Consider the following 21623-nt stretch of genomic DNA (forward strand, 5'->3'; position numbering starts at 1 on the left):
GGGTTTTAATTTTTAACAATTAGCTTCTTCTTCCTGTGTGACAGGTTTACAGCAGAAGGCATCTTTTACTTCATCACAGATGTTGCAAATGATGTCGCTGCATCCTTTCAGACGTGGTGAATAGTTGCTTTCGCCTACCTGTACGCAGTCGCATGGCGGGCAGCACAAATGCCTTGCTGCATCATAATAGCCTTCCAGTATGCTGCGCTGGTAATGGCGATCGGCGATAGCCCTGCTTACTTCCTGTACCTGTTTCACTACATCGTCCTGCAGTTTGTCCAGATCCGTTTTCCTGGTTTTCATCACCTGGCTGATGTGTGCTTCAAATAGTTTTGACTGGTCAGACAAAGTCTTCTCCAGCGGTTCCAGTGTCTCCAGATTGGAGAAGAGCTGGATCCCTGCTACATCGGCAGCACTCTGGAAGATGGTATCGATATCGGATGCCAGTGCCTTAGGCATATTCACGAGATCGTTCAGGATCTCTTCTGATTGTGCGCAGGCAGCGATCACCTGTTTGCCACCTTCTCCGCAATTACAATTCTCACGACTCTTACCGGTAAGAGCTTTGTATTGGGAGCAGTTGCAGCTGTCATTGATGGCGCTGTCCAGTTTACCGGCAGCATCTTTCAGGTCGGCGAACTTTGTTTTTACTTCTTTAGCTTTCTTGGCAATGTCTTTCAGGGCCGCCCCCAAAGCGGTATTCCACTTCTTATAGGTGTCCATGTTAGACTTCATGGTTTCGTTGGTGATGAGCAGCTCAGTGGCAGTGCTCATCTCCAGGTTACGATAGCGGCGGTAGTTGTCTTCCGTTTTAACGAAGAGACATTTTTTTTCATTCAGCAGTTCGCTGGCACCGTCATATCTTTTTTCCGCTTTACCCAGAGAAGCAGCGGTGTCATAGAGATTGCTGCATACAATACTGCGTTGGGTATTGATGCTCTTCTGGGTGGCGTTATCCTTGTCCTTACATTTATCGGTGTTGGTGGATTGTTGTTTTTGCGGTATGTCCATAACAAATCATTTGAAAGGTTAAATTTTACGCTTCCGTCAGCATTTTATGCATGAACCGGAGTATGATAAACTCGGCAGGTCTTACTACCGCCAATCCTATTTCCACTATCATACGGCCTTCCCAGATGTCCTGCTCTGTCATGGTTTCGCCCAGTCCTATTCTTACATAAAAGGCTTCGCGGGTGGTAGTGCCCATCAGTGCGCCGGCCTTCCATTGTTGGGTGAGGTAGTTCTCAATCATAGACCTTACCCTGATCCAGGTATTACGGTCATTGGGTTCGAATACAAATTGCTGGGCGGCATTTTTGGTAGATTCTTCTACCATGTTAAAGAACCTTCTTACAGGGATGTAGCGCCATTCGTTGTCATTACCTGCCAGTGTACGTGCACCCCAGATGATAGCAGGACCCCTGCCAGGGAATGAACGGATCACGTTGATAGACTTACCGGCAGTGGTGTCTACGTTCAGGCTTTCCTGCTCTTCCTGTGTGATGAGGAGTTCAGGAGCTACCGCGTATTCGATATTCACGTTGGCAGGCGCTTTCCATACACCGCGGTTGTTATCGACAGTTGCATATACACCTACTACAGCAGCAGAAGCAGGCAGCAGCATCTGTATATCGTTGATAGCGCCACGTGCCATATTGTAGTAAGCGTTGTTATTGGATTTGAGTTCAGTGAGAGTGGCCCCGATTTCGCCTGCACCATTGCTGATGATCTTTACATCCGCTTCATTGTAGGTAAAGTCCGTTCTGGTATAAATCCGTGGGAAATAGACAGCTGCATATTTCAGGTCATCTGTAGTACCTGAAAGGGTGTTGCGCAGGAAATCTACGTCCAGCCGCCAGTTGCCGGCATTCGCAGGATCAGCATATACATCCAGTACGGTAAAGCGATCTTTCAGTTTTACGCACTGGGCAATGGCCTGGGAATACAGTGCATAGTAGTTACCTGCACTGGCCAGGTTGATGGCATCGGGGAAGAGCAACAAGGTTACCTCGTCTATCTTTTCCACTTCTGCAAGCCCTGCCTGCAGGTCTGCATCGAGAATTACATCCCCGTCAGCATAGCCGCCTACAGAGGTGATGTAGCAGGGCCCTCCGCCATTGATAAAGAACATTTGCAGGGAATAGTACATCAGGTATTTAGAGCGGAGTTCTGCATTGATGGAGCCCTGAATGTCCACTTTACCCTGCGTGGCATCGACGGTGACTTCGATCCCTGCATCAGGTCTGGCACCACCGAAATACAGTTCATATTCCAGCATGGATGCTATGCGCCATGGTTTGTTGGTGAGATCGCCGGCTACTTTCCACTGCGCCTTTTCCGTATAGCCGATAAAGGCAGGAATAGCTGTTTCTACGGAAGCGATGGAAGGGGGCAATTTGGGAATCTCTTCTATATAGACACCCGGGGTTTTATATTCTGCCATATGTTCTTGTTTATAAAAATTTAAAGATTGAATGTGGTTAAGGAGCTACCGGGAAGAGTTTGGATGTAGGTAGCATGATTTCGGTAAACAGCAGTTTATTTTCACTGCGGAGTAATGCATAGTCTTCCGGATTGGGCAGGAAGAAAAATGAATTATCCGGTTTCTGAAAATAAGTGGATTGATAAGTGGAATTCCTGGGGCTTTTACTGATGAGTAATCCGTTCTGGTAATTCAATAATTCATCGGGGTAATTGGTCTGATCAAATGGCAACCTGTTTGCGTGCACATATCGCCAATAGGTAAGCCTGCTTGGAATTCTCAGCTCGAATACGGGAGGATCATTAATGTTACCTACAGGTGGTTTGCGGGTGATGAGGTAACCCTGATCATCCAGCAGGTTGAATGCAGCATTGGTAACGCGGGGTTTAAATTGCAGGGTGGCCCAGCTATTGGTATTAGTGAAGATGACAGGGCGTATCCAGGTATAACCATTGTCGCCGGCTACTTCAAGCGTATATTTAATATAATTAACCAGGGAAAGGGTGCTGTAGTTGAGTGCTACTTTTTGTAAGCCGCCGGCATTTTGCGTTACAAATGTATTGAGTACAGTGCCAGTGCCATCCTTCAGCGTAAAAGTAGCCTGTGTTACATTGGCCCCAGCAGGAAAAGTAAAGTTAAACCGCAATGGCAGCAAACAACGATCGCCCTCATTCACGTAGTCATTGCCATGCAGTGGCAACCACTTGTCCGCATTATTATCGGAATAATATGCCTTGACGCTGTTGGGGGCAATCGTCGCAAGTTCTCCCTGCTCATATGCATAGCCGGCGGTAAAGTCAGCAATGCGGCTGCTGAGCGAAGGAAAATTGAGTGCACTGAGCACACTGTCATTACTAAAATAATAGGTGGCAGGCACGGGGGTAACAATACGTGAATTAGTAATGGTATGAAAGACAGGATTCTTTACCCTGATGAGCAGCGTAATCGGCAAATCGGCCGGCAGCGGTATGCTGGGTGTGTATACCCGTGTGCCGTCGGGCAGGTAGGAAGCGATGACTTCAATGCCTACTTTACAACCGGAGTAGGAGGTGAGCAGGCGCAGACGATGATCTTTGAACAGTTTCACGAGTTCCGGGGAAGGTTCAAAACTAATATCGTTATTGACAGATACTGCATCCTTATCCAGCCTGTCAGCCAGAAAGAGCAGGCGGTCAGCCTGATTGTCAAGATCAAATACTGTATCACCCTTGGGATTGGTGAGATAGTATTCATGCAGCACCTTTACCTCAAACAATATCTTATATATAGTTTGCATGGTTGGATCACCTGTTTATGGGGGCGTTATTATTTTCTATTTCTTCAATTAATGGTACTTCTCTCAGTCTGTTGTTCGACGTGAGTGCAATGAGGCGGAGTTTGTACATGGCAAACGGCATTTGTCTGCCTCCCAGAGATCCCCACAGATGGTTGATCTGCTCGAAGGTCAGGGTATAAAGTTCCAGGGTAAACTTCATATCCAGGATGTCTTCGCCGGGAGGCAAACTGCCGGTATCAGAAGCATAGTGAAATGAATTCTTTCCTTGTACAAACTGTATGACATAACTCAGGCGTTTCAGCGCATCGATGTATTTGCTGCCTCCGTAGTTGCACACAAAGAGTACATACAGGTTCAGGAACACCGGTGGATTCTGGTATACAGCATTGCTGTAGCCTTTTTTCAGGGGTGTATTATTCTTTAATGTACTTTCTTCCTCAAGGTTGACAAGGGTCAGTACAATGTTGTCAGGAAGTTGTGTACCGGCAGCTGTTTCAAACAAACCAATGTTGTCAATAACAACAGTCGCTGCAGCATCAGTAATGCTCAGGTACGATTCCAGTTCTTCTTTCAAAAGCAGTAGTGCACGATCAATCATTGCTAATTGATTAAATTAACGACATGGAATTACCATCCACGATATCATACAGGATGATATGCGATAAGTATGGTGGTTAATAGACTCAAATTGTGATTTACTTCAGGAATGGAAATAATAATCGCTACCGCTTGCTAATGCCTGCGGATGGCTTTGAAATGAGTCTTTAACGTACAGTTTTTGTATTATTCCCTTTAGATGTGGGAATTCTCTGTTCACAGACGCGCTACAGTTTGATTAAATTCAGTGATGATTCATAACTGAATAGTTGTGTTTTGGGGTAAATAAATCAGTTGTAAAATCCAGGTTCTTCCAAATAATGAATGTTGTGATCACTTACCTTTCAGGTTTTATCAATAATAACTTATCTATCGTTTTTGGGGTAAAAAGGTAAATGTATAGTGAAATTAAAACTAAATCTTGAAATTCAAACAAATCCCTTGCTTTAATTTTTTTCCATGTTCGATTAGTTTCCATGCAAGTTACATTCCTCCTGTGAAAAGTGTGTCAGTATTTCTCCGGAACTTCTTGCGTAGAAATACGGAAATTTGATTTTATACCTATAAAAAGTGACTGTTTACCTCATTCCTTACCAGCGGAAGGGTAAAATTGCCAAATTGCATACTATCAATAATTGTCTTCCGGGAGGAAGGCAGTAAAACTATCAGCATTCATGTCCGGGGACCGCAAGTATACATGGTACCACATATCTGGAGTAGGGCGTTTTTGTTCGTACCCCTCTTACTGTCTCCCAGGCCACCTGGGGAAACAGGCTACTTTTACTGGCCTGATCTCAGGGACCTGATCGGCAATTCAATCATGGTGCTGGTCTTTTATCAGCTATCTAATGATTCCTGCCTGATTCCGGTCATGTATTTTAAGCGGAAGTAAGTATTATATTTGAGCAGTATCGTGCTGGCATTCACTATGATATGTGTGTTGCCTTCCCTGCTCACAGGGTATATATAGTGGCAACATGCACCTGGGCCACCGCCAATGCCCGATGCACATGGAATGGGACCAATGCCTAACGATGGAGTTTCCCGGAGCAGATCAGGCACTATGTATTCCTGTTTGCGATCGTTATACTAACAGCTGTACTACAAGGTATACGAAGTCGCTGGTTTCAGGAAATGCTTTTAAGCATGGGGTCAATCCGTGAACCACCTGCACTGCAGGTTATCGAAACATATTGTAATAAAACAGATTTTATCAGCCTGGAGCAGTTTTTACAAGCACGGCAGCCGCATTAAAGTATCTGGAAGAACATGTTATAGACGTTTTGTTCATCGATATCAGAATGCCAAATGTATCAGGATTGGACTTTTATAAATCCTTGCCCCGCATAATGGTAGTTGTATTTACGACTGCTTACAGCGAATATGCGATCGAAGCATTCAATGCCCGGGCAGCAGATTTTCTCTTAAAACCATTTTAGTATGACCGTTTCCTGCAGGCCTTGGACAAGGCAGCCATGCAGGTAGCTATTTTGCAGCAAACAGGGATACTTTAGCTTTTTTATGGACAGTAACTTAACGAAGGAACTTCTTTGCCTTCTGCCGGTTGTAGTTATCGCAGCGTCGATAGTATTATTAAAATCAAAAAAGAAAGGAGGGCCTTTTATAGTTTCGGACACACAGGTACCCGCACCAAAAGTGATACAGAAAAGTACCGTCTCGACAGGGATCGTACTGGAATACAAACATCACTGCCGTGTAGAGCCTGCACCGGAACAATCTCCTTCCGGCAGCTGGTACAAGGTGGACGAGATGTATAAGCATGACTTTGAACAATGGGAATCTCCGTTTATAAGGATACCCTTCAGTAAGAACTAAAAATTTTATACAACTCTACCGGAATTCTATACCTTTTCCTGATTTACCTTTATCAGGTGAAGAATCTATTATCTACACTTATCCTGGTAGTGCTGGGTACTACCGCATTCGCACAGCGAACCGTGCGTTATGACCTTTACATTGCCCATGGTCACATGCACCATGAAATGACCATCAATGGGGGAAGCCCCGGACCCGTCCTGGAATTTACTGAAGGCGATACCGCGCTCATCTATGTGCACAACCAGATGGGAATGGAAACCTCCATTCACTGGCATGGTATTCTTTTACCTAACAGGTATGATGGTGTCTCTTATCTCACTACAGCACCCATCAAAGCAGGAGAGACACATGAATATAAATTTCCCATTATTCAAAACGGCACTTACTGGTATCATTCACATACCATGTTCCAGGAGCAAAGTGGACTTTATGGTGCTATCGTGATACATAAGAAAAATGAAAAGCCCCAACCTGAATACACGATGCTGCTGAGTGACTATACCCACATGAACCCAAACACCGTGAACAGGTACCTGCACAATGCGTCTGACTGGTTTTCTGTAAAGAAGAATAGTGTACAGAGTTATGGAGAAGCAATCAAAGCCGGTAAATTCGGTACCAAAGTAACCAATGAGTGGAAGCGCATGCTGGCAATGGATGTGAGCGATGTATACTACGATTATTTTCTTACAAATGGAAAGATAACAGATACCCTGCCGCAATACAAGGCGGGCGATAAGGTAAAATTGCGGGTTGTAAACGGTAGCTCATCTACTTACTTCTGGCTCACCTATTCAGGTGGAAAGATCACCGTCGTAGCAAATGATGGAAAAGATGTAGAGCCGGTTGAAGTAGACAGGTTAATAGTAGGTGTAGCGGAGACATACGATGTAATCGTAACCATCCCTGAAGATATGCAGTATGAGTTCCTGGCCACTTCGGAAGACAGAACAAATAGTACTTCTGTGCTCCTGGGTACTGGTATGGCTATGCCTGCAGATCGCCTGCCCCGTTTAAGATATTTTGAAGGAATGAAGATGATGAATGGCATGATGAAGATGAACGGGGATATGGATGATATGGGGATGGAGATGTCCGCCCAGCAGATGGATATGAATACTGTAATGTATCCTGAACTGGATCGCAAAAAGAAGTCTTCCGGGAACATGGATCACATGCATCATATGCATATGAGCAACAATGATGATCTTGTCACCCTCAGCTACAGCATGCTTCGTGCTACAGAAAAAACAACCCTGCCTGCGGGCCCGGTAAAAGAGCTCCACTTTGATCTCACCGGAAATATGAACCGCTATGTATGGACGATCAATAATAAAACTGTTTCAGAATCGGATAAAATCCTCATAAAAAAAGGAGAAAACGTTCGCATCATACTGTACAACAATACCATGATGCGGCATCCTATGCACCTGCATGGTCACTTCTTCCGTGTACTGAACGGGCAGGGTGAATATTCCCCCCTCAAGCATACACTGGATATCATGCCGATGGAAAGAGATACCATTGAATTTGCAGCTTCGGAAAGTGGCGATTGGTTCTTCCATTGCCATATCCTGTATCATATGATGAGTGGAATGGGAAGAGTATTCAGTTATGAAAATTCTCCTGCCAATCCTGAATTGCCCAATCCTGAAAAAGCATACAGGAAAATAAAAGCTGACGACAGGCAGATTCATACCATGGCAGAAATCGGATTGGAAAGCAATGGAAGTGATGGTACCTTACAATTTGCCAATACCCGTTATCGCTTCAAGACAGAATGGAGAGTAGGACTGAATGCAGAGAATGGATATGAAACAGAAAGCCATTTAGGACGGTATATAGGTCGCATGCAATGGCTGTTCCCTTACATCGGTTGGGACTTCCGTTATCGCAGGGAAAAGCAGCCGGAGAAGAACCTCTTTGGTCAGGTCAATACCCGCAATAAGCGTGGTGTATTGCATGCCGGGGTAGAATATACCTTACCTATGTTACTGCTTGCCGATGCCTCTATTGATACTGATGGTAAACTAAGGTTACAACTGAGCCGCGAAGATATTCCCATTACCCGCAGATTACGCTTCCAGTTCATGGCAAATACAGATCGTGAATATATGGCCGGGTTCCGGTACATCTGGACGAATTATTTGTCATTATCTACTCACTATGATAGTGATATGGGTTTTGGCGCAGGTGTAACTCTTCGATATTAACAGATTTTAATCAAATATTAACCGACATTATTTTGCCTTAATTTCATGGTATAAATTGTCTTTTTTACAATTAATAATGATTAAATTGCTTTCCTCTACCCACGCAAGGAAAATCAACATTATGACTAAAAAAGACTTGCTGCTATTATTTACAGCATTCACTATCGGAAATACTGCCTTCGCGCAGTCACCGCTACGCAGGCATATTAACTTCGACTCAAACTGGAAATTCTCTCTCGGCCACGCAGGCAATGCCGAAAGAGACTTCAACTATGGTGTAGAAACTTCCTTTTCCAAATCGGGATATGCAAGCAATACCTGCATTGATGCCAAATTCAACGACAAATCCTGGCAGGATGTCCAGCTCCCTCACGACTGGGCTGTATCCCTTCCATTCCAATATTCCAAAAAAGGCGACCTGGAAGGTCATGGTTATAAGCCCATCGGCGGCCTTTTCCCAGAAAACAGTATCGGCTGGTATCGCAAAACCTTCGATGTAGCCAGGGCTGATTCCGGCAACCGCTTCGTCATTCAGCTGGATGGTGTATACCGCGATAGCAAAGTATGGGTAAACGGCTACTATGTAGGCGGTAACTTCAGTGGTTACACCGGTGCCTCCTACGATATCACCGATGTACTGCAATTCGATAAACCCAACGTGCTCGTAGTAAGGGCCGACGCTACTCAAAACGAAGGCTGGTTCTACGAAGGTGCGGGCATCTACCGCCACGTATGGCTCAATGTTTTCAACAATCTCCACATTGCTTCCGAAGGTGGCGTATTCGTTCACACTACCCAAAAGGGTAACGATGCCGCTGTGACAATCGAAACCACTGTGAAGAATGATAACATTGCACCGGCCAATGCCACTGTATATACGGTAATCACTAACAGGGAGGGCAAGACACTGGCACAGGGCAAACCGCAGCCATTGTCTCTCGCCACTTATGAAAGTAAAAAACTCTCACAGGTCTTAAACCTTAGCCAGCCACAACTCTGGTCACTGGAAAATCCTTACCTCTATCGCGCCGTAGCCATCGTACAATCAAATGGTAAAACCATCGATAGCGTAAAGGTGCGTTTTGGTGTACGTACCATCGTAATGGATAAAGACAAAGGCTTCTTCCTCAATGGAAAGAATATCAAAATACAGGGCGTATGCTGCCACCAGGACCACGCAGGTGTAGGTGTAGCATTACCCGATTACTTGCAATACTATAGAATCGCCCTCCTGAAAGAAATGGGTACCAACGCTTACCGCACCAGCCATAATCCTCCTACACCGGAATTGCTGGATGCCTGTGACAGCTTGGGTATGATCGTCATGGACGAAACCCGCTTACTCAACAGCGGCAAGGAATATGAGGAACAATTGCGCAGCCTGATCCTGAGAGACAGAAATCACCCAAGCATCTTCATCTGGTCCATCGGCAACGAAGAATTCCACACGCAGTATACTAACATCGGAAAGCGCATCGCGGAGCACCAGTTAATCGTTCAGAAAGAATCAGATCCTTCCCGGACCAGTACTTATGCAGCGAACATGCCGAATGTGTACTATGGCGTAAACCAGGTAATGCCTGTTCGTGGTTTCAACTACAATCTCGGTGGTATAGATGGGTATCACAAAGATCATCCTGAGCAACCGGTGATTGGTACAGAAGTCGCCAGCACTGTCACCACCCGTGGTATCTATATAAAGGATACTATCAATGGCTATGTACCTGACTATGACAGTACCTATCCATCATGGGCATCTACCGCCGAAATCTGGTGGAAACTGGCAGCAGCACGTCCCTGGTTCATGGGTGGTTTTGCATGGACAGGTTTTGACTATCGTGGGGAACCCACCCCTTACAGCTGGCCAAATATCAACTCTCACTTTGGGATCATGGATATGTGCGGCTTCCCTAAAAATGTTTATTACTACTATCAATCCTGGTGGACAGACAAAGATGTACTGAACATTGCACCACACTGGAACTGGCCCGGTAAGGAAGGACAGCCGATACTGGTATGGATCAATACCAATGCAGATAATGTAGAACTCTTCCTCAATGGCAAAAGCCTTGGAAAAAAAGATATGCCGGTGAATGGACACCTCCGCTGGAGCGTGAACTATGAACCCGGTACCCTCGAAGCGGTAGCTTATAAGAAAGGAAAGAAAATCACCAGCAAGGTAGAAACCACCAATGCTCCTAAAAGGATTGTATTAACCCCCTCAAAGACAACTTTGCAGGCAGATGGCGAAGATGCTGTTGTAGTCAACGTGAGTGCAGTGGATGATAAGGGCAGAACAGTGCCCGTAGCCGGCGATATGATCCACTTTTCACTGGATGGCCATGCAGACATCATTGGTGTCGGTAATGGTGATCCCAGCTGTCATGAACCTGACCAATGCTTACCAGGTGCATGGCAGCGCAGCCTCTTCAACGGGCATGCCCAGTTGATCATCAAAGCAGGAAACAAACCCGGAGCAGTGGTTTTAAAAGCTACAGGAAATGGATTGGAATCAGCTACCCTTACATTTTAATCTGTAATTTTTAAACCCTCAAATCCTACACAATGGAAAGAAAACCCCGGTTGCTCATAGCAATCAGCCTTGTTATGCTCCTTATCGCTGCCTGTAAGAAAACAGAAGACCTGCCCGATCTTACCTCCAATAACGTTGCCAGTACCAGTAGTGAAGCTGCTGTCACTGGCAACGTGACTTATACCCTGGTTAAATCCGCCAATCCCACTTCTACGGAGCAGGCAGCATATACCCTCATCACCGCTGCAATGGACAGCGCCGTATGGTATATGAATCATTATACCACTTTCACCAAGGCCCTTACTGTCACCTATGTGCCTTCTGTATCAACTGCCGATGGTAATATCAATGGTAGTATCCGTTTCGGATCCAATACTTATTATATGAACCTGGCTACTGCACTGCATGAAATAGCACATACAGTCGGCGTAGGTACCAGCAGCGTATGGTGGAATACCCTGATCGTAAGCGGAGTGTATACCGGTTCCTATGCTACACAGAAACTGCGTACGCTTACCGGGAATGCTACAGCGGTGTTATATGGTGATAGTCAACACTTCTGGCCATTTGGATTGAACTATCCTACAGAAGTGACATCAGTATATGATTATATCTATCATTGCGAGATCCTGGAGGCGATGCAACTGGATGGTTTATAAAATAAAAAAAGCCATGACGCAGAGGCGAGACGGCTATTACTTAAACCTACAACTGTTAAAACTGCAATTATTAATTGCGCAGCAAAGGTAAACGGTGATAGTCTACTGAATGAAACCAATAAATCGGAATACATGACCAATTTTTCCTGCCTCGCCGGCTACAGGGAAAATTGGTCTTTTTTTATGCCTTTTTGGAATTGATACGGCTTGTCTTTGGTCCTACTTTTGTGTGGAATTAAGGACAAATCGCGCAAGTATATGAATCAACAGAAATGGATTATTGACCCTGATCACTCAGGTGTTCAGTTTAAAATTAAGCACCTTGTAATATCGGATGTAACCGGTGCTTTCAACAACTTCAACGGTGGAGCAACCTTCTCCGATCCGCACCAGATCGAAAATGCAGAAGTACACTTCTCACTGGATGTACATAGTATAGATACTAACCAGGAACAAAGAGATGCACACCTAAAGTCCGCCGATTTCTTCGACGCGGCACACTTTCCCCAAATTACTTTTCAATCTGCTTATTTCAGAAAAATGAAGGATGATAAATACAGCCTGGCAGGCACCCTGACCATGAAAGGCATTAGTCGTCCTATAGAGCTGGAAGCTGAATACGGCGGTGAGGCTGTAGATGCTTTTGGCAGGAAGAAAATGGGTTTTGAAGTGAAAGGGAATATCAGCAGATGGGAGTTTGGTCTTACTTACAATTCAGTATTGGAAGCCGGCGGATTATTGCTGGGAGAGGATGTACGGCTGGAGGCAAATATACAGCTGGTAGAAGGCTGATGAGAAGCAACAATTCTATTGACAGCTGTTTGAAAAAGTAAAGAGCGCTAGAAAAGAGTAATTGGTTGATGTGTAAGAATCCAACAGGAAAGCAATAGAAGAAAAATCACCGTGCACTTAATACTCAGCATGATTAATAAAAGAAGAATTTAAGATTGATACAATAAATATTAGACAAAGATTAAAACGAAAGAAGATGAAAAAGAGAGTAATGAAAGGATTAGTAACATTAGGATTATTTTTAGCAGTAACAGCAGGCGTAAAGGCACAGAGCAAGGATGATAAGGTTACAACAGACAGACCCGCATTTCTTTTAAGCGTAGGCCCCGAAGCTGGTATCCCCTTAGGTAATCTCAAAGATCATTACAACTGGACCCTGGGAGGTTCTGTACAGGCAGATTATGCATTGGTAAAACGTACATTGTACGTCAACCTGAATGCAGGTTACACCAATATCTTTGCCGACAATACCCCAGGCCTCGATGATCTGCAGTTAATTCCGGTAAAATTAGGTTTGAAGTATTATCCGTTCAGCAACAACAATGTATATGTACAGGGCCAGGCGGGTGTAAGCTTCATTACCAATGGCTCCGGATTGTACAACGATAAGTCAGCAGCTTTCGTGTATACACCGCAGATAGGTTACCTGATTCCACTGGGCAAAGGCAATTACCTGGATGCAGCCGTGAAGTTTGATGGCAACTCCAAATTTGTCGATGGTGGATCATCCAACAACGTAATAGGTATCAGAGTAGCATACGCATTTAAGCTTTAGTTTGTATTAGGGTTTATGGTTAAGTAAAAATAGTCGTCCGTAGCATGTCGGGCGACTATTTTATTTTTATGCCTGGTGTTTCAACTTCAATACCCTAAATAAACAAACGAATTTACACGCCTGGTTCTAATGAATTCAAAATGATACCCTCCCTTTATGGAGTAGATACTTTCTTATAAGCAGAAGGATTCTCATCCGCAAACTTCTTAAAGAACCTGCTGAAGTGAGAACTGGTATCAAAGTTCAGCTGATCTGAAATTTCCTTTACACTCAGCGAAGATGTAGTGAGCAATAACCTCGCTTCCAGGTATATCCTTGCATGAATTATATGCAATGCATTCTTCCCCGTTTCCTGTTTTACCACCTCACTTAAATGCTTTGCGGACACATGCAAAAGGTCCGCATATTCCTGCACCGTTCTTTTGCTGAGAAAATGTTCTTCCACAAGATCCCTGAAGTTCATGAAAAGTGTATACTGTCTGGTCAGCTGATAATGTGTACGACTGTCAGAGCATTTCTCAAAAGTCCTGTTCACCTCATAGAGTAATTCTACCAGTTGTAATCTGATCAATTGTAAGAAGAAAGGATTTTCTTCTTTGTACTCCAGGTCTATTTTCTCATAGAGTGTCTTGATCTTTTGAAAATTGTGGTCGGAAAGACTATAGATAGGCGGACATTCGGGGTGCAGGTCCATCAATGGGTCAAGCACGCTTTGCTTGATAAAGATATCGGCAATAAATTCTTTTTTAAACATGACCATGTAAAGCAGGAGGTCATCAGATGCATTTTCGAAAGAATTGATAAAGCGTGGCGAGACAATATGCAATGACTGCGGTGTCACCTGGAAGGTGAATGGTCCTACTGTCTTGGTACAGGTTCCCCTGAGACATAAAATCAGCGCGTAATGATCTGTTTTAATGGGGGCTCCGTTCTTAACACTGCCTTCGTTACTTAATATAGCGAAGTTATCGGGGTGCAGGAGCTCATCATATTTATCCATTCCGAAACTTTGCGCGACCTTTTTGTCCAGTGACAGATAATATTTTATGGTGGATGGTATGTCCAGTATTGGCGTCTGCGTATTCATAATTAAGGGGGTAAAATTAAGGGAAATCTCCCTAAACAGGAAAGCGCCTCCACCATAGGCAGAGGCGCTTTTAAAAATATCAGGCTCAGCTATTTGCCGATAGTTTTTCTTTGAGGAGAACCAGTCTGTCATAGAAACCTTCGAAAACTGGCACACCCTGTCTCAGCTTAATAATTTGCAGATGACTATGTACAAAAGCCTTTACATCGGTAATAACTGTACTATGGAATAACTCTATAGAATCGGGTAAAGTCGCGGTTTTAAAGAACTCTTCCAGTTCCTGAATCTCTTTGTCGGCATATTTCATGGCGCAAAGATGGGGATTTTATTTTTTTTCAGGAGCTGAAAACCTGAAAGTGGCCCAGGTAGCATCTTCAGGAACCTGCAGTGCACCACCACGACCACCCCCCATTCCGCCGCGGCCGCCACCCATGCCTATTCCCATACCCATTCCCATGCCACCGCCCATGCCGCCCATACCCATACCTCCGCCAAAAGAGACCCTGGGCTGCACACCGCCACCCCCACGTCGTTGACCTTGTCCTTCTCCAGGACCGCCCCGTTTGCCGGGTAACTGGTTGACCACAATCCCCACACTGAAATTCTTTTTAAGAGCTTTTTCTGACAGCCCATTGGCCAACACCCTGCTAAGTGGCACCGCTACTTCATATACCAGGGCACCGCTATCCGCCATCGGATTTAACCCGATTTTAATCCCGGCCATTTTATCCGTCAGCTTATGCTGCCCGTTATCCATATTCAAAAAGCCCTCGGTATTGTAAACGGTCGGCACTTTTATGCCATCCATGTTCCTTTCCGGGTATACAAGGGCCATTTTTTTCTTTTGTTTCCCTTTGGGATCAAAATAAAGCGTCATCCCCGCCTTCATGATCCGGTGTTTCATTTCTGGATCAGTGGTCATGACACAGACATAAATATTTCGGGCATCATTGCTTATACTATAAGACAGCGTATATTGGCTGTTAGCATAGCGCAAAGGCATGGTCCATTCTGAAGCGTTGCCATCCGGTTCAACAGGGCTGGCGGGAAAATGCTCCTGCGGAGCTATATTTCTGTTACAACTAGTGCCCAGTGCCAGCATCAGGGAGCAGTAGCCGATAGCATGTGATAATTTCATATTAATTTAGAACCGTATTTCATCTCTTAGGTTTAATATTCCTCAATATTACATAAGTACTTGATAAACAATTGTTAAAAAATATTTCTATTCACAGGCAACCTTTACATGACAGGTTCCGTATTAATAAGTGTATAGATTAAATACAGACGGCTACTCATTTGGAACAACTTAAGACCATAATAGAAGGGTGTATGCATGCACAGCCCAGGTGCCAGCGGCTTCTGTATGAACGGTATTATGCATATGCCCTGAAAATTGTGTTCAGGTATATATACAGGTATGAGAAAGCGACCGAGGTGGTTAATGACGGATTTGTAAAAATTTTCAGCCGGTTTGACAGGTTTACCTATGAAGAAGGAGAAAATCTCGAAAAGATGCTCCTGGGGTGGATGCGCAAAATCATGGTTAACACCGCCATCGATGAACTGCGCCGGAAAAATATGATCCCGGAAATAGGGGGAATCCCGGAATACGTATGGGAACAGCCCGATATGGGGCAGTCCGCAGAACAAAAGTTATATTACAAAGAACTGATCATCCTGATCAAAGAATTACCTCCTTCCTATCAGGTTGTATTCAACATGTATGTAATTGATGGGTTTTCCCACCAGGAAATTGCAGATAAGCTGAATATCAGTTTAGGTACTTCAAAATCAAATCTGTCAAAAGCAAGAGAACATTTAAAAAAGAAATTAAATAACGGCATTCAGGAATTTGATATATGCAGCTTTTAGATGACGATATGGATGAATTATTCCGCAATGCGGCATCGCAGTATCCCTTAAAAACGGATGGTGCAGACTGGGATGCACTCAGTCGCCGTTTGCAGTCAGCGCAGCCCCAGGGGCCTGCGGACGACAGCGTGCGGGGTAATAAGTGGGTATGGCTGGGGGTATCCATCCTGTTGACAATGCTTTTTTTTATTATCTACGCGCCACCTCTGGAAACAGGTAAGCTGCCGCGTACCGGAACAGGAATAGCAGCAAAAAGTACGACAAACATAAACACAAACACAAATACAAACACTAACACTAATATTAGTACTAATAATAACACTAGCACTAACACTAGCACAACACCATTAACACATACTACTAATAACAATAACAATATTATCTCGCGTAATAGCACACCTATTCCGCTTGCCACCGATCCCGGGTTAACCATTAATAGACTTAATACCGATAAAACAATAAACAAAAACAATATTCATACATCCGATTCCGTTATTGGCGTTGTAACGAAAAATTCTAACATCTCCTTTGCAACAGTACCAACAATACTGCCTGCAGACAGTATGACAACGCCAGCTATCGCCACACCAAAGGAACTTCCTCTGCCAAAAACAGAAGAACCCTTAGTTAAGAAACAATCACCTGCCAAAGTCCAGAAAGGCCTCTACTTCGGTATCATCGCCAGTCCGGACATCAGCACCGTGAAAATGCAACGCGTAAACAAGGTAGGCTACGGTGCCGGTATCATTCTCGGCTACCGCATCTCCCGCAGCTTCGCTGTGGAAACCGGCCTGCTCTATGATCACAAAAACTATTACTCCGAAGGAAGCAGCTTTAGCACAAAGAAAATCCCTTATGTGCAAAACTGGAAAATATTGGATGTAGACGGCTATTGTAACATGTACGAAATACCAGTGAACGTTCGCTACTTTATCAAAAATGGTAAGAATACCAGTTGGTACGCCAACGCAGGACTGTCTTCTTACCTCATGAAGAAAGAAGACTATGCTTATAATTATATGACCATGTCAGGAGAACTGAAGAACAGCTCCTGGGCTTATAAAAATGCAACTAAAAACTGGTTCTCTATTATACACGTGGGAGTAGGATTGGAGCACAACCTCGGCGCAATAGGTAAGCTTCGTGTAGAACCATATTTGAAAATACCTGCCAAAGGTCTCGGTATCGGAGACCTGCCTATTACCAGTATGGGCATCAACATTGGCATTACGAAATCTATCCGTTAAATCGTGTAGGCTTCCAACTTTAAAATCAAAATTGTATGACGCGAAAAAAGACAATCCTTTTCGCAGCGGTATTCCTATGCCTTGTGGCAGGAGGAACAGGCTACTACTTGTACAACAAACCAAGAACAACCGCCGCTGAAGCGCACACAGATGATAGTGTGACTGCCAGAGAACTGTATGGCACTTTCGCCAAAGATGAAAAAACTGCAGGTAAACTGTATGAAAACAAGGTATTGGAAGTAACAGGTACCGTCATGAATGTAGAACAAAACGGTAAGGAAGTTTCTGTACTACTCGCCGCAGGCGAATCTGATTCCGGTGGGGTCAACTGTAGTCTTGCTGAAAACACTGACCCACTGCCTAAAAGCGGCGAAACCATCCGTGTAAAAGGAAAGTGCACCGGCTTTCTCATGGACGTAAGCCTTGTAGACGCAACCATTCTCACAACTAAATAAAATTACAAATCATGAAACGTGTATTCTTCTTTCTGTCAGCAATCGCAATCGTATACTGCCTGACCATGGTAACATCCTGTTCCAAAGACAATGAAAAAGACCTGACCAATAATGGCACAGATACTACCGGCACCGGTGGTGGTGGCACTACCTGCGACACCGTAAACATGAAGTATGCTGCCAATGTACAGCCTATTCTTTCTGCTAATTGCTATGGCTGTCATGGCAACGGTAGCGCCAGCGGCGGCATCTCTTTAGACACTTACTCAAAAGTTTTAACACAGGTCAACAACGGCAACCTGATTGGTACCATCACCCATGCCAGTGGTTATCCTGCTATGCCCCAGGGTGGCAGCAAACTCTCTGATTGCAATATCAATATCATTAAAGACTGGATCGCCCGCGGTGCTCAAAATAATTAAAACAGGAACATATGAAACCAATGTATGTAATGGCGCTGGCCAGTTTGTTATACCTGCCAGCCAAAGCGCAGACATTCATGACGCGCAATGGAAAGGTGAACTTCTATTCCAAAACCCCGCTTGAAGATATCAAAGCGGAAAACAGACAGGTAGTAGCTGCCATCGACCTGGGTAAAAAGACCGTGGCCCTGACCCTGTTGCAAAAAAACTTTCTGTTTGAAAAGCAACTGATGCAGGACCATTACAACGAGAACTATGTAGAAAGTGACAAGTTCCCGAAAGCACAGTTCACAGGTACCATCACCGGCAATGTAGGCACCAGTCCCGGTACCTACAAAGTACAGATCAGCGGCAACCTTACCCTGCATGGTGTAACCAAACCAGTGAACGCACCTGCAGAACTGGAAGTGGCCGATGGCAAAGTAACAGGTAAAGCTGACTTCAAGGTGAAACCTTCCGATTTCGATATTAAAATTCCTGCACTGGTAAAAGATAAAATTGCTTCAGAAATCACAGTACAGGTACTTGCTGCCTGCACTGCGTTATCAAAATAATGGATATGCAAAGAAGAATCATTCAAACCATATTTTTATTACTCGTATGCACCCGTATGATGGCGCAGGACAGCAGTCTGATGAAAATGATGGACGATGCCGTAGCCGAATCACAGCAAGGACAGGTGGTAACTGGTACCTTCAAGGCTACACAGATTGTAAACCTGCCTACCGTAGAATCGCCGGGAAAGAAAAGCCTGCAATTCATGATCATGCACCGTTTCGGAAAACTAAACGGGGGCGCTTATGAGTTATTCGGACTTGACAACGCATCTATTCGTTTTGCATTGGATTATGGTATCACAGACCGCTTCTCAGTAGGACTGGGTCGCAGCTCTGTCGATAAAACTTTCGATGGTTCCCTGAAGTATAAGCTCCTGCAGCAGAAACAAACAGGTATGCCAGTGTCTGTAAGCCTGTATGGCCTGATTACCAACTATACACAGCGTTATACAGATAAGCCTTACCTCGATGCCCGCTATCGCACGGCATATACGACCCAGGTTATCATTGCTAAAAAGTTTACTCCTGCTTTCTCCTTTGAAGTAGTGCCATCCTGGATCCATTATAACCTGACGCCAACACCCGAAGATAAAAATGATCTCTTCGCGGTATCTGCAGGTGGTCGGCTGAAATTCACAAAGAGAATGAGTATCAATGCTGAGTACAATTACCTGGCGCGTAATCAGGTAGTAAGCACAAAGGTCTATGATGCTATCTCCGGCGGTATTGATATTGAAACCGGTGGTCACGTATTCCAGCTCGTATTTACCAATGCCTCAGGTATGGTAGGTCCTTACTATCTGGCTAAGACCGATGGTAGCTGGGGTAAAGGTGATATCTATTTTGGGTTCAACATCACCAGGAATTTCAACTTCAAAAAGTAGCCTTCACTGGCTTTTTGAGTGTAGACTCCCCTTTGGGGCAGTACCATTTTTATCGTTGCCTGCCAGGCAGGCAACGATAAAATTTTTAATATTTACCTACGAAATTTTCCATTTGGTCGTAATTTGGTGCTATGAATGTAAGATAGCGCCTAATTTCCGGCCTTATGTTCAATGCCGACAGTTTACCTTCCCGTATTTGGAAGCCAGTGGATAATACACCGCTGGTACTTTTCCGTATCCTGCTTGGATTTCTCCTCCTGTTTCAATCTGTCAATGATATTCTCTCTGGCAGGGTCCGTACCCTGTTCGTTGAACCCTCCTTTACCTTCCCTTTTATTGGATTTGAATGGTTGCGACCATTGCCGGGGAATGGCATGTATGGCTATTTTCTGGTAATGGGCTTTTTGGCCATCCTGGTTATGCTGGGAGCCTTTTACCGCCTGGCGATGACCGGCTATACGCTACTCTGGACCGGCACCTACCTGATGCAGAAATGTGGCTACAACAACCATTATTACCTCATCATAATTATATGTGCATTCATGTGTATAATGCCTGCACACCGCCGTCTCTCTGTAGATGTATGGCGCAAACCAGGAATCCGGTCCGATTTCTGTCCGCAGTGGTGCAGCTGGTTCTTTATCGCGCAGTTTGGCATTGTCTATACTTACGCTGCTATTGCAAAGTTGTATCCTGATTGGCTCTCCGGCCGCTACCTGGCCAGCACCCTCACCAGCAACCCGATCAGGTATTTACTTTGCTATCTGGGCATCGTCTACGATTTTGTGATCACACCATGTATGTTATTCCGTCGTACCCGTGCCATTGGTATGATTGCAGCACTGATCTTTCATATTACAAACGCAATTGTCTTTACCATAGGAATCTTCCCATTCCTGGCCTTATCCGCCATGCTGTTCTTTTATCCGCCAAACCTGGTCAGGCAGTTGTTCCACTGGCCGGAACCGGCTCCTTTGCCCACAATTCCTCCACTCACAGGCAGGAAAAAGCTTGCAGTATACGCCATGGGTATTTACCTGCTGATCCAGGTGCTTCTGCCCCTGCGTTATCTTTTGTTTGGTACACAACCTTACTGGTCAGAAGAAGGGTTTCGAATGAGCTGGAGAATGATGTCACGCAATAAAAGTGGCTGGGTTTATTTCAGGGTGGTGAACAATGACACACACCAATCATGGATAGACGAGCCGGAACAAAGGCTCAATTATGCAACATTAAATAGCCTGGCAGGATTCCCTGATCTCATCTGGCAGTATGCCCGGCACCTTAAACAAGGCTGTGCTGAAAAAGGAATGCATCATATATCAATTTACGCTGTCAGCGCTGTCAGTCTGAATGGCCGGCACCCACAACCACTGGTTGATCCGAAAAAGGACCTGGCCAATACGCCATGGGAGCCGTACCGCCATGCAGACTGGATTGTACCGCTGGAACCGGAGTAATTAATAAATACCTGCCGCAGCAGGAGTCCTTTTACCCCCTGGTCCACACAGTCGTCCTGCCAAACATGGAGACACCGACGTAGCCTCTTATTTCCAGTTTGTCTCCTTTCATTTTCATAGTACAACTATACGTCTTCCCACTCTTGGGATCATAGATCTTACCACCACTCCATTCACCGTCATCATAGGTGAAGTTTGTCAGCAGTACAAGCCCCAACAACGGACGGCTCCTTAATTTAGGATCGCTGTTTTTGGTATCAGTTCTGTCTTTACGGGGTGTTTTCCCGTCAGCTTCCACGAGGTCCTTGCCCCATACCAGCTTACCGAAATACTTATCCCCGGTTTTATAGATTTCAATGCGGCCGTCTTTTTCTTCACTCAGCCAGTTACCGAGTATCTTGTCCTGTGCCAGCAATACATGCGTCGAAAACAATAAAGTAATTAATAAAAATGCGATCCTTTTCATGTGA

At 44.7% G+C, this 21623-nt stretch carries 22 protein-coding genes and 1 pseudogene; 14 read left to right on the forward strand and 9 right to left on the reverse strand.

Annotated features, from left to right (window positions below; all coding sequences use genetic code 11):
* Positions 1 to 12: 12 nt before the first annotated feature.
* From DXN04_RS25940 to DXN04_RS34625, 5 genes are all read right to left on the reverse strand, one after another.
* Positions 13 to 1011, reverse strand: a complete 999-nt coding sequence (locus DXN04_RS25940; RefSeq protein WP_116856312.1) for a hypothetical protein — start codon at positions 1009 to 1011, stop codon at positions 13 to 15.
* A 25-nt stretch (positions 1012 to 1036) separates the two neighbouring features.
* On the reverse strand, positions 1037 to 2443 hold the full coding sequence (locus DXN04_RS25945) for a phage tail sheath family protein (RefSeq protein ID WP_116856313.1): 1407 nt from the start codon (positions 2441 to 2443) through the stop codon (positions 1037 to 1039).
* A gap of 37 nt (positions 2444 to 2480) precedes the next feature.
* Positions 2481 to 3758 carry a hypothetical protein gene (locus tag DXN04_RS25950; RefSeq protein WP_116856314.1) on the reverse strand — a complete coding sequence of 426 codons (1278 nt, stop codon included), beginning with the start codon at positions 3756 to 3758 and terminating at the stop codon, positions 2481 to 2483.
* 7 nt (positions 3759 to 3765) lie between these two features.
* Positions 3766 to 4356 carry a DUF4255 domain-containing protein gene (locus DXN04_RS25955; RefSeq protein ID WP_116856315.1) on the reverse strand — a complete coding sequence of 197 codons (591 nt, stop codon included), beginning with the start codon at positions 4354 to 4356 and terminating at the stop codon, positions 3766 to 3768.
* Between the two features lie 836 nt (positions 4357 to 5192).
* Positions 5193 to 5417: a hypothetical protein gene (locus DXN04_RS34625; RefSeq protein ID WP_147320064.1), complete on the reverse strand. Its 225-nt coding sequence runs from the start codon at positions 5415 to 5417 to the stop codon at positions 5193 to 5195.
* 176 nt (positions 5418 to 5593) lie between these two features.
* Here DXN04_RS34625 and DXN04_RS25965 point away from each other — a divergent pair.
* From DXN04_RS25965 to DXN04_RS25995, 7 genes and pseudogenes are all read left to right on the forward strand, one after another.
* Positions 5594 to 5794 (forward strand): annotated as a pseudogene (locus tag DXN04_RS25965) (LytR/AlgR family response regulator transcription factor); the annotation flags it as partial.
* Positions 5795 to 5876: 82 nt separating this feature from the next.
* Positions 5877 to 6191, forward strand: coding sequence for a hypothetical protein (locus DXN04_RS25970; protein WP_116856318.1), 315 nt, complete (start codon positions 5877 to 5879; stop codon positions 6189 to 6191).
* A gap of 56 nt (positions 6192 to 6247) precedes the next feature.
* Positions 6248 to 8407, forward strand: a complete 2160-nt coding sequence (locus DXN04_RS25975) for a multicopper oxidase domain-containing protein (protein ID WP_199415137.1) — start codon at positions 6248 to 6250, stop codon at positions 8405 to 8407.
* Between the two features lie 121 nt (positions 8408 to 8528).
* Positions 8529 to 10940 carry a beta-galactosidase GalA gene (gene galA, locus DXN04_RS25980; protein ID WP_116856397.1) on the forward strand — a complete coding sequence of 804 codons (2412 nt, stop codon included), beginning with the start codon at positions 8529 to 8531 and terminating at the stop codon, positions 10938 to 10940.
* A gap of 32 nt (positions 10941 to 10972) precedes the next feature.
* A complete protein-coding gene (locus DXN04_RS25985) occupies positions 10973 to 11599 on the forward strand; it encodes a hypothetical protein (RefSeq protein WP_116856319.1) in 627 nt (208 codons plus the stop codon).
* A gap of 258 nt (positions 11600 to 11857) precedes the next feature.
* Complete coding sequence (locus tag DXN04_RS25990) at positions 11858 to 12391, forward strand: YceI family protein (protein WP_116856320.1); 534 nt, start codon at positions 11858 to 11860, stop codon at positions 12389 to 12391.
* Positions 12392 to 12587: 196 nt separating this feature from the next.
* Complete coding sequence (locus DXN04_RS25995) at positions 12588 to 13166, forward strand: hypothetical protein (protein ID WP_116856321.1); 579 nt, start codon at positions 12588 to 12590, stop codon at positions 13164 to 13166.
* A gap of 154 nt (positions 13167 to 13320) precedes the next feature.
* Here DXN04_RS25995 and DXN04_RS26000 read toward each other — a convergent pair whose 3' ends face one another.
* The 3 genes from DXN04_RS26000 to DXN04_RS35255 all read right to left on the reverse strand — a co-directional run bounded on the left by DXN04_RS26000 (position 13321) and on the right by DXN04_RS35255 (position 15391).
* Positions 13321 to 14253 carry a helix-turn-helix domain-containing protein gene (locus DXN04_RS26000; RefSeq protein ID WP_158569150.1) on the reverse strand — a complete coding sequence of 311 codons (933 nt, stop codon included), beginning with the start codon at positions 14251 to 14253 and terminating at the stop codon, positions 13321 to 13323.
* A gap of 85 nt (positions 14254 to 14338) precedes the next feature.
* Positions 14339 to 14560, reverse strand: coding sequence for a DUF6965 family protein (locus DXN04_RS26005; protein WP_116856323.1), 222 nt, complete (start codon positions 14558 to 14560; stop codon positions 14339 to 14341).
* 18 nt (positions 14561 to 14578) lie between these two features.
* Positions 14579 to 15391: a hypothetical protein gene (locus DXN04_RS35255; protein WP_116856324.1), complete on the reverse strand. Its 813-nt coding sequence runs from the start codon at positions 15389 to 15391 to the stop codon at positions 14579 to 14581.
* 194 nt (positions 15392 to 15585) lie between these two features.
* On the opposite strand from DXN04_RS35255, the gene DXN04_RS26015 reads away from it, so the two are divergent.
* The 7 genes from DXN04_RS26015 (at position 15586) to DXN04_RS26050 (ending at position 21153) form a co-directional block, all read left to right on the forward strand.
* On the forward strand, positions 15586 to 16128 hold the full coding sequence (locus tag DXN04_RS26015) for an RNA polymerase sigma factor (protein ID WP_233525690.1): 543 nt from the start codon (positions 15586 to 15588) through the stop codon (positions 16126 to 16128).
* Positions 16116 to 17375, forward strand: a complete 1260-nt coding sequence (locus DXN04_RS34635; protein WP_147320065.1) for a porin family protein — start codon at positions 16116 to 16118, stop codon at positions 17373 to 17375. Before DXN04_RS26015 ends, DXN04_RS34635 begins: the two co-directional genes overlap by 13 nt.
* 35 nt (positions 17376 to 17410) lie before the next feature.
* Positions 17411 to 17830 carry an OB-fold protein gene (locus DXN04_RS26030; protein ID WP_116856328.1) on the forward strand — a complete coding sequence of 140 codons (420 nt, stop codon included), beginning with the start codon at positions 17411 to 17413 and terminating at the stop codon, positions 17828 to 17830.
* Positions 17831 to 17841: 11 nt separating this feature from the next.
* Complete coding sequence (locus tag DXN04_RS26035) at positions 17842 to 18252, forward strand: c-type cytochrome (protein ID WP_116856329.1); 411 nt, start codon at positions 17842 to 17844, stop codon at positions 18250 to 18252.
* 11 nt (positions 18253 to 18263) lie between these two features.
* A complete protein-coding gene (locus tag DXN04_RS26040) occupies positions 18264 to 18806 on the forward strand; it encodes a YceI family protein (protein ID WP_116856330.1) in 543 nt (180 codons plus the stop codon).
* A gap of 5 nt (positions 18807 to 18811) precedes the next feature.
* Positions 18812 to 19693 carry a DUF5777 family beta-barrel protein gene (locus tag DXN04_RS26045; RefSeq protein ID WP_147320066.1) on the forward strand — a complete coding sequence of 294 codons (882 nt, stop codon included), beginning with the start codon at positions 18812 to 18814 and terminating at the stop codon, positions 19691 to 19693.
* A 164-nt stretch (positions 19694 to 19857) separates the two neighbouring features.
* On the forward strand, positions 19858 to 21153 hold the full coding sequence (locus DXN04_RS26050) for an HTTM domain-containing protein (RefSeq protein ID WP_116856332.1): 1296 nt from the start codon (positions 19858 to 19860) through the stop codon (positions 21151 to 21153).
* Between the two features lie 31 nt (positions 21154 to 21184).
* Here the strand turns inward: DXN04_RS26050 and DXN04_RS26055 are convergent, their stop codons facing one another.
* The gene (locus DXN04_RS26055; protein WP_116856333.1) at positions 21185 to 21619 is read right to left on the reverse strand and encodes a DUF2147 domain-containing protein; all 435 of its coding nucleotides are present in this window, start codon (positions 21617 to 21619) and stop codon (positions 21185 to 21187) included.
* Between the last annotated feature and the right edge of the window lie 4 nt (positions 21620 to 21623).

This window comes from Chitinophaga silvisoli, from assembly GCF_003412465.1.
Taxonomy (GTDB): domain Bacteria; phylum Bacteroidota; class Bacteroidia; order Chitinophagales; family Chitinophagaceae; genus Chitinophaga; species Chitinophaga silvisoli.